Genomic DNA, 13,155 nt, shown 5'->3' on the forward strand with positions numbered 1-13,155 from the left:
CGATGCCTGAACGTTACACTATCAGCACCGGTGCGCCACGCATCGGTTTCCGCCACACGCCGACAGCGGCGTATCCAGCGCCCACGGGAGACCATGAGCAGGTTCATCCGCTACGATCGCGAGCGCCTCCGTGCCTTCGGCCATTTCGTATGGCAGCGCTTTGTCGACGACAAGTGCTTCGAGACCGCCGGTGCGCTGTCCTACACCACCCTGTTCGCGCTGGTGCCGCTGACGGCGGTGGTCATCGGCATGCTGACTTCGTTGCCCTCGTTCACGCAGTGGACCACGCAGGTATCGGACTTCCTGTTCCGCAACTTCGTGCCGGCCACCGGCGAGGCGGTGCAGCACTACATCTTCGAGTTCGCCGGCAATGCCAGCAAGCTCACCGGCATCGGCGGCCTGATCCTGTTCGTCAGTGCGCTGATGCTGATTTCCTCGATCGAGGAGCGCTTCAATCGCATCTGGCGCGTGTCGGCGCGCCGCTCGCCGCTGTCGCGCTTTCTGATGTACTGGGCGGCGCTGACGCTGGGGCCGATTCTCATGGTCGCCGGCCTTGGCATCACCTCGTACCTGATGGCGCTGCCGTTTCTCGGACCGGCCACGCAGGGCGCCATGCTCAAGCGCTACCTGTTGGGCACCTTGCCTTTCATCGTCACGCTGATAGCGCTGTTTTCGATGTATCGGCTGATTCCCAACCGGCGCGTGCCGTGGCGGCATGCCGCCATGGGCGCACTGCTGGGTGCGACGCTGTTCGAGGTGGCCAAGCGTGCCTTTGGGGCCTATGTGCAGGCGGTGCCCTCCTACGAGCAGATCTACGGCACGCTGGCCGCGGTGCCGCTGTTTCTGGTGTGGATCTTCTTCTCCTGGGTGATCGTGTTGCTGGGCGCATCCGTGGCCGCCTCGTTGTCGGCTTTCGAGTACCGCCCGCAAGTGCGCGAGCTGCCGGCCGGCGCCGAGTTCGTGGGGCTGCTGCATGTGCTCAAGCACTTTGCCAGTGCGCAACGCTGCGGCGAGGGCCTGGATGAGGACGAGCTGCGCCGGCGCGAGCCTTTCCTGACCGACGACCTTTTGCAGCGGTATCTGGACGATTTGCAGGAAGCCACGCTGGTCCAGCGCAGCGAGGACGAGGCCTGGTTCCTGGTGCGCAGCCTGGATACCTCGCGCCTGGCCGATCTTTACGAGGCCGGGCGCTACCGTCTGCCACTGGACCACACCGGTCACCGCGAGCTGTTGACCTCATTGCCTCGGCCGATGCGCGAACTGCTGCAATCGCTGTCCCATCATCTGACCGGCACCTTATCGGCACCACTGAACGAACTTTTGCCCGTGACCGACCCCCAAGGTCCACCCGAACACTGCGACGTTCCCGAGGAATCGACATGAAGCGTTTCACCGCCGTTCTGGCCCTGTTGCTGGCCGTGGGTGCCAGCGCGCCGGCGTTTGCCGGCAGCACCGATGCAGCCAAGCCCGAGCTCAGGACCACCACACTGGATGGCAAGGCGTTTGATCTGGCCAAGCACCGCGGCCATTACGTGGTGGTCAATTTCTGGGCCACCTGGTGCCACCCGTGCATCCAGGAAATGCCGGATATTTCGCACTTTGTGGCCACGCACAGGAACGTCGATGCCATTGGCCTGGCTTACGAGTCGGCCCGCGTCGAGGACATCAAGACGTTTCTCAAGAAACACCCCGTCAGCTATCCGATCGCGCAGGTCGATGTCGTACATCCGCCGGCCGATTTTGCCGAGCCGCGTGGGTTGCCGACCACCTATGTGATCGCACCGGATGGCTCGATCGCCAAGAAGTTCGTCGGCCCGATCAAGATCGCTGACTTGAAGCACGCCATCGGGAGTCACTGATGGCGGCGGCACGATTTATGGTGGAAGGGCACGTGCAGGGCGTGTTCTTTCGAGCCCACACGCGCCAGCATGCGTGCCGGTTGGGCCTGACCGGCATGGCACGCAATCTGGAGGACGGCCGGGTCCAAGTGATCGCCCACGGCGATGCGGCCGCCCTGGCTGAACTGGAACAATGCCTGCAACAAGGCTCGCCGCGCTCGCGCGTGGACCGGGTCACACGTCACCCTCACGATGGCGAGGCGCCGGACGATTTTGTTACCGCGTGAGCGGGCGCGCGCCGCTGACCGCGGTCAGGCGTTGGCGGTCAGCGATTTGAGCTGGTCGGCCTGATCCTCGCGGGTCAGCGTATCGATCAGCTCGTCCAAGTCGCCGGCCAGGGTCTCGGGCAGCCGATACAGCGTCAGGTTGACGCGATGGTCGGTGATGCGCCCCTGCGGGAAGTTGTAGGTGCGGATGCGCTGGCTGCGGTCGCCCGAGCCCACCTGCATGCGCCGCGACTCCGCTTCGGCGGCCGCCTGCTTGGCGCGCTCGGCGTCCAGCAGCTGCGCCTTCAGGCGCTTCATGGCCTTGTCGCGGTTGGCATGCTGCGAGCGCTCGGTCTGGCATTCGACCACCACACCGGAGGGCAGGTGGGTGATGCGGATGGCCGATTCGGTCTTGTTGACGTGCTGGCCGCCCGCGCCGGAGGAGCGGAAGGTGTCGACCTTGAGGTCGGCCGGATTGATCTGCACGTCCTCGACTTCTTCCACATCGGGAATGATGGCCACCGTGGCCGCCGAGGTGTGGATGCGGCCCTGCGACTCGGTTTCCGGCACGCGCTGCACGCGGTGCGTGCCCGATTCGTATTTCAGGCGCGAGTAGGCGCCCTTGCCCTCGATGCGCGCCACCGCTTCCTTGTAGCCGCCGTGCTCGCCTGGGTTGGCCGATTCGATTTCGGTGCGCCAGCCGCGCTGTTCGGCATAGCGCAGGTACATGCGCATCAAATCGCCAGCAAACAGCGCCGCCTCGTCGCCACCGGTGCCGGCGCGTACTTCCAGAAACAGGCTGGCCTCATCGCGCGGGTCGCGTGGCAGCAGCAGAATCTGCAACTCATCGTCCAGCGCCATCAGCCGCGCCTGCAGGCGATCGATGTCATCGGCGGCCATGTCGGCAAGCTCCGGATCGTCGAGCATGCTGCGGGCATCGGCCAGCTCGCGCTCGGCGGCGTCGTGCTCGGCCAAGCTGCGCGTGACCGGCTCCAGTTGCGCGTATTCGCGAGACAGTTCGCGAAACTGGTTGGTGTCGGCCATGACTTCGGGCTGGGCCAGCAACAGGCCCACTTCCTGGTGACGCTCGGCCAGCGCCTCCAGTTTGCGACGGATGGATGGGCTCATGCTTGGGATTCGCTCGGCGGCAGGCGGTACAGGCGCTCGGCAGCATTGAGCAGCTCCGCGTCGCCGGCCAGGGTGGCCTCGCGCAGGCTGGCGCTGGGCGCGTGCAGCAGCTTATTGGTCAGGGTGTTGGCGAGAAAGGCCAGCGCTTCTTCCGGCGATTTGCCGCGGGCCAGCATGGCCTGGGCCTTGCCAAGTACTTCGTCGCGCTGGGTTTCGGCCTGCGCACGCAGGTCGATCACCGGGTTGCGCAGCGACAGCGTGCGTCGCCAGGCCATGTAGCGATCGACCTGCAGGTCGATGATGGCGTTGGCTTCCTGCGCGGCGGCTTCGCGCGAGCGCAGGTTTTCGTCGATGACCTGTTTCAGGTCATCAATGCCGTACAGAAACACATCCGGCAGCGCGCCCACGTCCGGGGCAATGTCACGCGGCACCGCGATGTCGACCATGAACATCGGGCGGCGCCGGCGCGCGGCAATGGCTTTTTCGGCCATGGCGCGGGTGACCACCGGCTCGCGGGCGGCGGTGGAGGCGATGACGATATCGGCCTCGGCCAGGTGCTGGTTCAGATCATGCAGCGAGATGGCATAGCCGCCGTGGCGCGAGGCCAGCTCTTGCGCGTTCTCCAGCGTGCGGTTGGCCACGATCAGCCGGCGCACCTGTTTGTCGGCCAGGTGGCGGGCGGCCAGCTCAATGGTGTCACCGGCGCCGATCAGCAGCACGCAGGCCTGCTTCAAGTCGGCGAAGGCCTGCTCGGCCAGACGCACGGCGGTGAACGCCACCGAGACGGTATGCGCACCAATCTGGGTGTCGGTACGCACGCGCTTGGCCACGGCGAAGGTGTGCTGAAGCAGGCGGTCCATTGGCGCGCGCAGGCTGTGCGCGTCGCGCGCCAGCTGATAGGCGTCTTTCACCTGCCCCAGGATCTGCGGCTCGCCCAGCACCATCGAATCCAGGCCAGTGGCGACGCGGAAGATATGCCGCACGGCGTCGTTCTCGTCGTAGCGGTACAGGAACTCGTCCAGCTTGCCGGTGGTCAGCCTATGGTGGCGATGCAACCACTGATGCGGCGCCAGCTCGGCGCCTTCGTCCACGCTGCAGTAAAGCTCGGTGCGATTGCAGGTGGAAAGGATCATGGCCTCGTCCACACCCGGGTGCTGCGCCAGTTCGCGCAGGGCATCGGCGTTGGCATCCGCGTCGAAGGCGACCTGTTCTCGCAGGGCGACCGGCGCGGTGAGGTGGTTAAGCCCGAGGGCAATCAGCGGCATGGTTTGGAGCAGGCACTATGAAACGTGGCGACGACGTGACGAAGACGACGATAGACTTATGCTGTCGGCAACGGCCGGCGCCCGCTCGACACGCGGCTGTGCGCTGGCAATCTTGAAGAATACGGAGACGAATTGTGCGGACCGGGCACGCTAAGTTCAAGCAAGTGCGGCATTTTGCAGCCCTGGCTGCGACCATGGTCGTGGCCGGTTGCGCCACGCTGACGCCGCCGGCGCATGCTCCGGCCAAATCCGTGCCCGAGCAGCCACTGGCGCGCATGAGTGTGGCCACGCCGCCGCCCGAGCGCGACAGTGTCGAGCAGTTGCTGCGCGGCGAGTTCGCGCTGGGCAAGGGTGATCTGGCCACCGCTGCCGACGCCTACGACAAGGCGGCTCAGGTGTCGACCGACCCCAAGGTGGCCGAGCGTGCCGTGGGCCTGGCCATTGCCACCCATCATCCCGCCGCCGCGCAGCGGTCCCTGGCGCGATGGAAGGCACTGGGCGCCTCACCGGAGGATCTGGAGCAGGCGCGCGCGCAACTGGCGCTTTCCACCGGTAATACGCAGCAGGCTGAAAAGGCATTGCTGGCGATGACCGCCAGCGGCGACGATGACGCCTGGCGTCGCTTCGGCCGGGTGCTGCTGCATGTACGTGACAACGCTCAGGCCGCGCAATTGCTGACCACGGTAGCCACGCCTGCGCGCCTTCCCGATGATGTCGACGCGTGGCTGGCGATGAGCGAGATGGGCGTGCGCTTCGGGCGCAACGATTACGCCGATGAGGTGGCCGAGGCGGCGGTCAAACGCTTCCACACCGGTGCCACTTATGCCTGGCAAGCGCAGCTGAAGCTGCGCGCCGGCGACATCAAGGCGGCGCGCGCGCTCTTCGAGCAGGCCTACAAGCGCTCGCCCAAGGATGCCCATGTGCGCCTGGCCTATGCCGCCATGCTCGCTCGCGACAAGCGCATGAAGCGCGCCGAAGCTGTGTTGGCCAACGGCCCGCAGACGACCGAGACCTACGCCGCTCGCACCGCCTACGCCGCTCACGCCAAGGACTTGCCGCGCTTGCGCGCCATCTACGCACAGCTGGTCAAGTCCGATGGTGATGTGCGTGCCTCCAGCTACTACCTGATGGGCCAGCTGGCCGAGCTGCTGAAAAAGCCGCGCCAGGCCGTGGACTGGTATGCGCAGGTCGGTGACGACGATCCGCATGCGTTCGATGCCGATCTGCGGCGCGCAGTGTTGATGTACGGCCAGGGCGAGCACGCCCAGGCGCACGCCCTGGCCGAGCGCATGCAGGCCGACTACGCCGATTCACCGGACGACGTTAGCAAGGCCGCGCAGCTGGATGCCGAGCTGTACATGAGCGAGCACGACTACAAGCGCGCCATCGCCGCCTACAGCGTGGCACTGCGTGCCAAGCCGAAAGAAACCGGCGTGCTCTACGGGCGAGGCGTGGCCTACGCCGAGCTGGGGCAGATGGACAGGTCCGTGGCGGATCTGCGCCAGGTGCTCAAGCTCAAGCCCGACGACATCGATGCGGCCAACGCGCTGGGCTACACGCTGGCCGACAGCAACACGCATCTGGCCGAGGCGACCCGCCTGCTCGATCGCGCGCGCCAGGCGCGTCCGCACGATCCGGCCATCGCCGATTCCTGGGGCTGGCTGCAGTACCGCCTGGGTCACCTGGACAAGGCCGAGCAGGCACTTCGCGGCGCCTGGAGCGCGCGACGCGATGCCGAAGTCGGCGCGCATCTGGCACGGGTGTTGTGGGCGCGCGGCAAAAAAACCGAGGCCCGGCGGGTGCTCAAGCAAGCGACTGCGCTGGATCCCCACAATGCTTCGTTGCTGGCCGCGCAGCGGACCATGACACCGTGAGGACGGCCGTCACGCGTGCGACGGGCGTCACCGCCGCCATCGCCTGCCTGGTGCTGGCCGCCTGTGCGCCGGTGCCGGTGCCGGTGAAGAAGCTGGCCGGCAATGCCGACACCCGCGCCACGCAGCGCGCTCGCGTGGCGGCGCTGGCCGGGCGTGATCACTGGACCATCGAGGGGCGCCTGGGCGTATCCGATGGCCATCATGGCGGTAGCGGCAGCCTGACCTGGACGCAGAACGGCGAGCGCTACGATTTCACCCTGCGCGCGCCGGTGACCGGCCGCAGCTTCCGTCTGCATGGCGGGCCGCAAGGCGCCGAGCTGGACGGACTCGATGGCGGGCCGCGCTATGGGCGCAATGCGCAACAGCTGATGGCACGCGCCCTGGGCTGGCAGGTGCCGATGGCCCAACTGCGTGCCTGGGTGCTGGGCCTGCGCGCCCGCCAGGTGCGCCCGGCCAAGTTGGCGTTCGGCATCAATGGCTTGCCTTCGCAGATCGTGCAGGGCGGCTGGACGGTACAATATCCGGCCTGGTTCACCGATCGTCAGCCGGCGCTGCCGAAGAAAGTGTTCGCGGCGCGGCCGCCGTACAAGGTGCGCCTTTCCATCGAGAGCTGGACGTTTCATTGATGACCCATTCCTGGACGGCCTGGCCGGCGCCGGCCAAGCTGAACCTGTGCCTGCGTATCATCGGCCGGCGCGAAGATGGCTATCACCGCCTGCAGACCGTATTCCGCCTGCTCGACTGGGGCGACCAGGTGCATCTGCGTCCGCGCGATGACGCTCGTATCGAGCGCGTGGCCGGTGCCGAGGGCGTGGCCGTCGAGGACGACCTCACCGTGCGCGCCGCGCGTCTGTTGCAAGCGCACAGCGCTTGCCCGCTTGGCGCCGACATCGCCGTGGACAAGCGCATTCCCATGGGCGGTGGTCTGGGCGGCGGCAGTTCCAACGCCGCCAGTGTGCTGGTCGGTTTGAACCGCCTGTGGCGCACGGGTCTTTCAGCCGATGCGCTGGCCGAGCTGGGGGTGACGCTGGGTGCCGACGTGCCGGTTTTCGTGCGCGGGCACACCGCCTGGGCCGAGGGCGTGGGGGAAATCCTGTCGCCGCTGGAGCTGCCCGAATGCTGGTATGTCATTGTTGATCCTAGGGTTGCAGTGCCTACAGCGCCGCTTTTCCAAGCGCCTGAATTGACACGAAATGCGCCTGAGGCGACAATCTCTGACTTCCTCTCCGGACATATGGCCGAAAACGCCTTCGAGCCGGTGGTGCGCGCCCGCTTTCCGGTGGTGTCCGCAGCACTGGACTGGCTCGGGTGTTTCGGCACGGCACGGCTTTCGGGCAGTGGCGCCTGTGTGTTCGTGGAGCTGACAACGCGTGCCGAAGCCCAGGCTGCGGCGGCGCGTTGTCCCGAGCAGTTCTCGGCCTACGTGGCGCGCGGTGTGAATGCATCGGCGCTGCTCGCGGCGGCCGAAAAGGTTTGATGCTGGGGCGTCGCCAAGCGGTAAGGCACCGGGTTTTGATCCCGGCATTCGCAGGTTCGAATCCTGCCGCCCCAGCCATTTGGATGTGCCGTTGCAAGCCGGAATGCAGCGCGCGCCGACGGGCCATCAGGAAAGGCCCGGCGCAGGGCGGGTAACTCCGCTACTGGTCGGCGTGGTTAAGCGCTTGGCCCGGAGCCGGCATGGCGCATGAACGTCGCAGCTTGATGCTTGCGGCGTTTTGCGTATGTGCGGTCCGCGACATTCACCCGATGCTCGAAAACAAAATGAGGAATTCCGTGGATACGGCAGGCTTGATGCTGTTCACCGGCAATGCGCACCGCAAACTGGCTGAGGATGTCTCGCACCGCCTGGGCGTGCCGCCCGGCAAGGCGTTGGTGGGGCGTTTCAGTGACGGCGAGGTGCAGGTCGAGATCGAGGAGAATGTGCGCCGGCAGGAGGTGTTCATCCTGCAGCCCACGGGCGCGCCTTCGGCGGAAAACTTCATGGAGCTGCTGGTGCTGGCCGATGCGCTCAAGCGCGCTTCGGCGGCCACGGTAACGGCGGTGATGCCGTACTTCGGCTACGCGCGCCAGGATCGTCGCCCGCGTTCGTCGCGCGTGCCGATCACCGCCAAGCTGGCCGCGCGCATGATCGGCACCGCCGGTGTGGATCGCGTGCTGACGGTGGACCTGCATGCCGACCAGATTCAGGGCTTTTTCGACATTCCGGTCGACAATGTCTACGCCTCGCCGGTGCTGTTGGCCGACATCTGGCGCAGCTACAGCATGGATGACCTGATCGTGGTCAGTCCGGACGTGGGCGGTGTGGTGCGCGCGCGCGCCATCGCCAAGCGCCTGGACGATGCCGATCTGGCCATCATCGACAAGCGCCGGCCGCGTGCCAACGTGGCCACGGTGATGAACATCATCGGCGAGGTCGAGGATAAAACCTGCGTGCTGGTCGACGACATTGTCGATACCGCCGGCACGCTTTGCGCGGCGGCCGCGGCGCTGAAGGCCAAGGGCGCGCGCAAGGTGGTGGCCTACTGCGTGCATCCGGTACTCTCCGGGGCCGCGCTGGACAACATCGAGGGTTCGCAGCTGGACGAGCTGGTGGTGACCGATACGCTGCCACTGTCCGAGCGGGCGGCCCATTGCAGCAAGATCCGTCAGTTGACGGTGGCCGAGCTGCTGGCCGAAACCATCCGCCGCATGGCGTATGGCGAGTCGGTCAGTTCGCTTTACGTCGACTGATCCGGATCATCGGTTTTGGGGTGACGGCGTACGCGTCGCCGCCCCGGATGCAAGACCCTCCTGGTCGCGGGAGGGTTTTTGGCACCGCCGTTCGCGGCGGTCCTTCACTTTGAAAAGGCAATATAGTCATGACTCAAGTTCACGAAGTAGTGGCCGAGCGCCGCGAAGACCAGGGCAAGGGTGCGAGCCGCCGCCTGCGTCATTCGGGCATGGTTCCGGCCATCGTCTACGGCAACAACAAGGCCCCCGAAAGCATCCAGATCGAGCACCGCATCGTGCTGGCGCTGGCCAAGCACGAGTGGTTCTTCTCCTCGGTGCTGGATCTGAAGATCGAGGGTGAAAGCCAGAAGGTGCTGCTGCGCGATTGGCAGAAGCATCCGTACAAGCAGCAGATGATGCACATGGACTTCATGCGCATCGACGAGAACGCCAAGATCCACACGAACGTGCCGCTGCACTTCCTGAACCAGGACAAGTCGCCGGCCGGCAAGGCCACTGGTATCGTGGTCTCGCACAACATCACCGAGATCGAGGTGGTGTGCCTGGCCAAGGATCTGCCCGAGTACATCGAAGTGGACCTGTCCGATATGGACGAGGGTCACATCGTGCATCTGTCTGACCTGAAGATGCCGGCCGGTGTCGAGATCGAGCAGCTCAAGCACGGTCCCGAGCACGACCTGCCGGTGGTGACCGCCCAGACCATGCGTGGCGCTGTCAGCAGCGACGACCAGGCCGAGGGCGACGAGGCCGCCTCGGAAGAGTAATCGCTCCGCGCGCCCCGTCGGCATCCTTGCCGGCGGGGCGTGTGCGTTCACCCGATGACAGGTAACGCATGGCAGGTATCAAGCTGATTGTCGGCCTGGGCAACCCCGGCGCCGAATACCTCAAGACCCGGCATAACGCCGGGTTCTGGTTTGTGGACGTCCTGGCGCAGAGTCAGGGGGCCGTGTTTCGCCACGACGGCAAGTTGCACGGCGAGGCCTGCAAGGTCGATCTGGCCGGCCAGTCGGTGTGGCTGCTCAAGCCCACCACGTTCATGAACAAGAGCGGCATCGCCGTGGTTTCGGCGCTGCGCTATTACAAGATCGAGCCGGATGAGTGCCTGGTCGTGCATGACGACCTGGACCTTGATCCTGGCACCGCGCGGTTGAAGTTCGATGGCGGCCATGGCGGCCAGAACGGGCTGCGCGACATCAAGACGCACCTGGGTCATGGGCGCTTTCACCGGCTGCGCATCGGCATCGGTCATCCCGGTCACCGCGATGGCGTGACGCCCTGGGTGCTGGGCAAGCCCTCGGCCAAGGACGAAGATGCCATCATCGATGCGGTGGTTGCCGCCGAGCGAGTGCTGCCCGATTTGATCCAGGGGCAATTCGACAAGGCCATGCGCCAGTTGCACACCGCGCCCGGCGCGATGGCGCCCAACGGCCACAAGAAAGCGCCGCAGGCCTGACGCGGCGCGCCCGCGCGTCGGTGTTACCTTTTTTCCTTTACCGTTCCGGATGTTCCAATCATGGGTATCAAATGCGGCATCGTCGGTCTGCCCAACGTCGGCAAGTCGACACTGTTCAATGCGCTGACCAAGGCCGGTATCGCTTCGGCCAACTTCCCGTTCTGCACCATTGATCCGAACGTGGGCGTGGTGCCGGTGCCGGACCTGCGCCTCAAGCAGCTGGCCGAGATCGTCAAGCCGCAGAAGACCATCCCCACCTCCATCGAGTTCGTCGACATCGCCGGGCTGGTGGCCGGCGCCTCCAAGGGTGAGGGGCTGGGCAACAAGTTCCTGGCGCACATTCGCGAAGTTGATGCGGTAACGCACGTGGTGCGCTGCTTCGAGGATGGCGACATCGTGCACGTGGCCGGCAAGGTCGACCCGATTGCCGATATCGAAACCATCGACACCGAGCTGGCGCTGGCCGATCTGGAGTCGGTGGACAAGGCGCTGAACCGTGCCGAGCGCGCCGCCAAGGCCAACGACAAGGATGCGCTGGCACGCCGCCCGGTGCTGCAGAAGCTGTCCGAGGCACTGGGCGAAGGCCGTCCGGCGCGTTCGGTGGAGCTGGACGACGACGAGCGCGCCCTGGTGCGTGACCTGTTCCTGCTGACCATGAAGCCGCTGATGTACATCGCCAACGTGCGCGAGGATGGCTTTGAGAACAATCCGCACCTGGATGCTGTGCGCCAGCGCGCCGAGGGCGAGGGTGCCCAGGTGGTACCGGTGTGTGCGGCCATCGAGGAAGAGCTCTCGCAGCTCGATGACGCCGATCGTGACGAATTCCTGGCCGACCTGGGTCTGGAAGAGCCGGGGCTGGACCGTGTGATCCGCGCCGGCTACCAGCTGCTGGGTCTGCAGACCTATTTCACCGCCGGCGAGAAGGAAGTGCGCGCCTGGACGGTGAAGAAGGGCGCCACCGCGCCGCAGGCTGCCGGCGTCATCCATACCGATTTCGAGAAGGGCTTCATTCGCGCCGAAACGGTCGGTTTCGACGACTTCATCCAGTACAAGGGCGAGGCCGGTGCCAAGGAGGCCGGGCGCCTGCGCCTGGAGGGCAAGGATTACATCGTCAAGGAAGGCGATATCCTGCATTTTCGCTTCAACGTCTGATCGCGCGTATCCGGCCAGGCCGGATCTTGCGTGGTCAACGAAGGCCGGCCTTGTGCCGGCCTTTTCGTATCTGGCCACGTGGAAAGGGGGCGTGTCCGCGCTGACGAAACCTGGCTTGGTGTGTTGATCGGCTCGATGTCGGCCTTGCGCGCCGAGCGCCTGGTCGGGCGGTGGTCGCGCAAGGCGAGTGTCCCCCACGAGCGCGGAAAAATCGTCCGGTGACCGATTCGCTCAAGGTTTCACGCCGCTCGATGGCCTCGCTGCTTTGAGCGCGCCGGGTGCAAGGCTCCGATCACGAGCCTGTGCGCGTCTTGCGTGCGGCGCGCATAATGGCCGGCCCCATCACACGCAGGAACGACAGGCCCCATGTCCGGACAGCAAAGCGAAGTCACCTTCCGTTTCCTGGCTCAGCCCACCGACGTCAACTTTGGCGGCAAGGTGCACGGCGGCATGGTCATGAAATGGATCGATCAGGCCGGATATGCCGCGGCGGTCGGCTGGAGCGGCGCCTACTGCGTCACCGTGGCGGTGGGCGGCATCCAGTTTGTCCAACCGATTCTGATTGGCGACCTGGTCACGGTGAAGGCCAAGCTGATCCATACCGGATCGTCATCCATGCACTTTTCGGTGGACGTGCTGGCCGCCGACCTCAAGGGCGGCAATCCGCGCCTGGCGACCAGTTGCGTGATTGTGTTCGTGGCGCTGGACGCGCCCGATGGCAAACCAACGCCGGTCGAGGCCTGGGTGCCGCGTGACGAGAACGAGATCAAGCTGCAGGAATACGCGCGTCGCCTGCTGGCGCTGTCCAAGGAAATGGAGCAGCAGGTCGCTGATGTGCGACCGCCATTGCGTGAGCCGAAGCGGTAATCACGGGCGTTGTCGAAACTAAATTGCGCTTGGTCTCAGTCACTTGCGAAAAAGTGCGAACAAAGGTGTTGGCAAGCGCCGGCGATTGGGTAACAATGCGCGCCCTTCACGGACATCGGGTTTGCCCGGTGGGGATCGGGTGGCTACCGGTTCGTGAATGCCAGACTGTTTTTCCGCCACGCCTTGAGTGCGTTCAGGTGTTGACAGTCCAGCGTTTGCCCGAGACAATAGCTCTCCTTTGTTGGAGGGATACCCAAGCGGCCAACGGGGGCAGACTGTAAATCTGCTGGCTTACGCCTTCGGTGGTTCGAATCCACCTCCCTCCACCAGTTGGTCCCCGCAGGGCGGGAGTAGTTCAATGGTAGAACCTCAGCCTTCCAAGCTGATGGTGCGGGTTCGATTCCCGTCTCCCGCTCCATTGTACTCCTGGTCCTTGAAAATGCGGGCCGTGCTCATGTAGCTCAGTCGGTAGAGCACTTCCTTGGTAAGGAAGAGGTCGCTGGTTCGATTCCAGTCATGAGCACCATTTCATTGCGGGCGCATCGCCTTATCTCATCTATCTGAATCCACCGGGGTTTGGTA

Annotated in this window: 13 protein-coding genes and 4 tRNA genes; 15 read left to right on the forward strand and 2 right to left on the reverse strand. The window is 65.3% G+C overall.

Annotation, left to right across the window (positions count from 1 at the left end):
• Nucleotides 1–93 precede the first annotated feature (93 nt).
• The 3 genes from HBF24_RS12960 to HBF24_RS12970 are packed head-to-tail and all read left to right on the forward strand — an operon-like array spanning nucleotide 94 to nucleotide 2,125.
• Complete coding sequence (locus HBF24_RS12960; protein WP_167173560.1) at nucleotides 94–1,383, forward strand: YihY family inner membrane protein; 1,290 nt, start codon at nucleotides 94–96, stop codon at nucleotides 1,381–1,383.
• Nucleotides 1,380–1,859 (forward strand): TlpA disulfide reductase family protein, encoded by a 480-nt coding sequence (locus HBF24_RS12965; protein ID WP_167173562.1) that lies wholly within the window; start codon nucleotides 1,380–1,382, stop codon nucleotides 1,857–1,859. Before HBF24_RS12960 ends, HBF24_RS12965 begins: the two co-directional genes overlap by 4 nt.
• Nucleotides 1,859–2,125 carry an acylphosphatase gene (locus HBF24_RS12970; RefSeq protein ID WP_167173564.1) on the forward strand — a complete coding sequence of 89 codons (267 nt, stop codon included), beginning with the start codon at nucleotides 1,859–1,861 and terminating at the stop codon, nucleotides 2,123–2,125. Before HBF24_RS12965 ends, HBF24_RS12970 begins: the two co-directional genes overlap by 1 nt.
• A 24-nt stretch (nucleotides 2,126–2,149) precedes the next feature.
• Here the strand turns inward: HBF24_RS12970 and prfA are convergent, their stop codons facing one another.
• On the reverse strand, nucleotides 2,150–3,232 hold the full coding sequence (prfA, locus tag HBF24_RS12975) for a peptide chain release factor 1 (protein WP_167173566.1): 1,083 nt from the start codon (nucleotides 3,230–3,232) through the stop codon (nucleotides 2,150–2,152).
• A complete protein-coding gene (hemA, locus tag HBF24_RS12980) occupies nucleotides 3,229–4,497 on the reverse strand; it encodes a glutamyl-tRNA reductase (protein WP_167173568.1) in 1,269 nt (422 codons plus the stop codon). Before hemA ends, prfA begins: the two co-directional genes overlap by 4 nt.
• Nucleotides 4,498–4,691: 194 nt before the next feature.
• Between hemA and HBF24_RS12985 the strand changes: the two genes are divergently transcribed.
• The 12 genes from HBF24_RS12985 (at nucleotide 4,692) to HBF24_RS13040 (ending at nucleotide 13,099) form a co-directional block, all read left to right on the forward strand.
• Nucleotides 4,692–6,371, forward strand: coding sequence for a tetratricopeptide repeat protein (locus HBF24_RS12985; RefSeq protein ID WP_167173570.1), 1,680 nt, complete (start codon nucleotides 4,692–4,694; stop codon nucleotides 6,369–6,371).
• Complete coding sequence (gene lolB, locus HBF24_RS12990; protein ID WP_343162766.1) at nucleotides 6,368–6,997, forward strand: lipoprotein insertase outer membrane protein LolB; 630 nt, start codon at nucleotides 6,368–6,370, stop codon at nucleotides 6,995–6,997. The genes HBF24_RS12985 and lolB overlap by 4 nt, the downstream gene beginning before the upstream one ends.
• Nucleotides 6,997–7,848 carry a 4-(cytidine 5'-diphospho)-2-C-methyl-D-erythritol kinase gene (gene ispE / locus HBF24_RS12995; protein WP_167173572.1) on the forward strand — a complete coding sequence of 284 codons (852 nt, stop codon included), beginning with the start codon at nucleotides 6,997–6,999 and terminating at the stop codon, nucleotides 7,846–7,848. The genes lolB and ispE overlap by 1 nt, the downstream gene beginning before the upstream one ends.
• A gap of 3 nt (nucleotides 7,849–7,851) precedes the next feature.
• Nucleotides 7,852–7,926 (forward strand) — tRNA-Gln (locus HBF24_RS13000).
• Between the two features lie 206 nt (nucleotides 7,927–8,132).
• Nucleotides 8,133–9,101 carry a ribose-phosphate diphosphokinase gene (locus tag HBF24_RS13005; protein ID WP_206064329.1) on the forward strand — a complete coding sequence of 323 codons (969 nt, stop codon included), beginning with the start codon at nucleotides 8,133–8,135 and terminating at the stop codon, nucleotides 9,099–9,101.
• A gap of 128 nt (nucleotides 9,102–9,229) precedes the next feature.
• Nucleotides 9,230–9,865 carry a 50S ribosomal protein L25/general stress protein Ctc gene (locus HBF24_RS13010; RefSeq protein WP_167173574.1) on the forward strand — a complete coding sequence of 212 codons (636 nt, stop codon included), beginning with the start codon at nucleotides 9,230–9,232 and terminating at the stop codon, nucleotides 9,863–9,865.
• A 68-nt stretch (nucleotides 9,866–9,933) separates the two neighbouring features.
• Nucleotides 9,934–10,554, forward strand: a complete 621-nt coding sequence (pth, locus tag HBF24_RS13015; protein ID WP_167173576.1) for an aminoacyl-tRNA hydrolase — start codon at nucleotides 9,934–9,936, stop codon at nucleotides 10,552–10,554.
• A gap of 60 nt (nucleotides 10,555–10,614) precedes the next feature.
• A complete protein-coding gene (ychF, locus tag HBF24_RS13020) occupies nucleotides 10,615–11,706 on the forward strand; it encodes a redox-regulated ATPase YchF (RefSeq protein WP_167173578.1) in 1,092 nt (363 codons plus the stop codon).
• 366 nt (nucleotides 11,707–12,072) lie between these two features.
• Nucleotides 12,073–12,573 (forward strand): acyl-CoA thioesterase, encoded by a 501-nt coding sequence (locus tag HBF24_RS13025; protein WP_167173580.1) that lies wholly within the window; start codon nucleotides 12,073–12,075, stop codon nucleotides 12,571–12,573.
• 243 nt (nucleotides 12,574–12,816) lie between these two features.
• Nucleotides 12,817–12,902: transfer RNA gene (locus tag HBF24_RS13030), tRNA-Tyr, on the forward strand.
• Nucleotides 12,903–12,917: 15 nt separating this feature from the next.
• Nucleotides 12,918–12,991: transfer RNA gene (locus tag HBF24_RS13035), tRNA-Gly, on the forward strand.
• Between the two features lie 32 nt (nucleotides 12,992–13,023).
• A tRNA-Thr gene (locus HBF24_RS13040) sits at nucleotides 13,024–13,099 on the forward strand.
• Nucleotides 13,100–13,155: the final 56 nt, after the last annotated feature.

The organism is Oleiagrimonas sp. C23AA (genome assembly GCF_011759385.1).
Classification (GTDB): domain Bacteria; phylum Pseudomonadota; class Gammaproteobacteria; order Xanthomonadales; family Rhodanobacteraceae; genus Oleiagrimonas.

Bases quoted from the DNA above. Each gene is read 5' to 3' on its own strand.
- HBF24_RS13005 (WP_206064329.1), top strand. From the start codon at position 8,133: ATGAGGAATTCCGTGGATACGGCAGGCTTGATGCTGTTCACCGGCAAT.
- HBF24_RS12970 (WP_167173564.1), top strand. From the start codon at position 1,859: ATGGCGGCGGCACGATTTATGGTGGAAGGGCACGTGCAGGGCGTGTTC.
- HBF24_RS13010 (WP_167173574.1), top strand. From the start codon at position 9,230: ATGACTCAAGTTCACGAAGTAGTGGCCGAGCGCCGCGAAGACCAGGGC.
- HBF24_RS13025 (WP_167173580.1), top strand. From the start codon at position 12,073: ATGTCCGGACAGCAAAGCGAAGTCACCTTCCGTTTCCTGGCTCAGCCC.
- ispE (WP_167173572.1), top strand. From the start codon at position 6,997: ATGACCCATTCCTGGACGGCCTGGCCGGCGCCGGCCAAGCTGAACCTG.
- pth (WP_167173576.1), top strand. From the start codon at position 9,934: ATGGCAGGTATCAAGCTGATTGTCGGCCTGGGCAACCCCGGCGCCGAA.
- hemA (WP_167173568.1), bottom strand. From the start codon at position 4,497: ATGCCGCTGATTGCCCTCGGGCTTAACCACCTCACCGCGCCGGTCGCC.
- prfA (WP_167173566.1), bottom strand. From the start codon at position 3,232: ATGAGCCCATCCATCCGTCGCAAACTGGAGGCGCTGGCCGAGCGTCAC.
- ychF (WP_167173578.1), top strand. From the start codon at position 10,615: ATGGGTATCAAATGCGGCATCGTCGGTCTGCCCAACGTCGGCAAGTCG.
- HBF24_RS12965 (WP_167173562.1), top strand. From the start codon at position 1,380: ATGAAGCGTTTCACCGCCGTTCTGGCCCTGTTGCTGGCCGTGGGTGCC.
- HBF24_RS12985 (WP_167173570.1), top strand. From the start codon at position 4,692: ATGGTCGTGGCCGGTTGCGCCACGCTGACGCCGCCGGCGCATGCTCCG.
- HBF24_RS12960 (WP_167173560.1), top strand. From the start codon at position 94: ATGAGCAGGTTCATCCGCTACGATCGCGAGCGCCTCCGTGCCTTCGGC.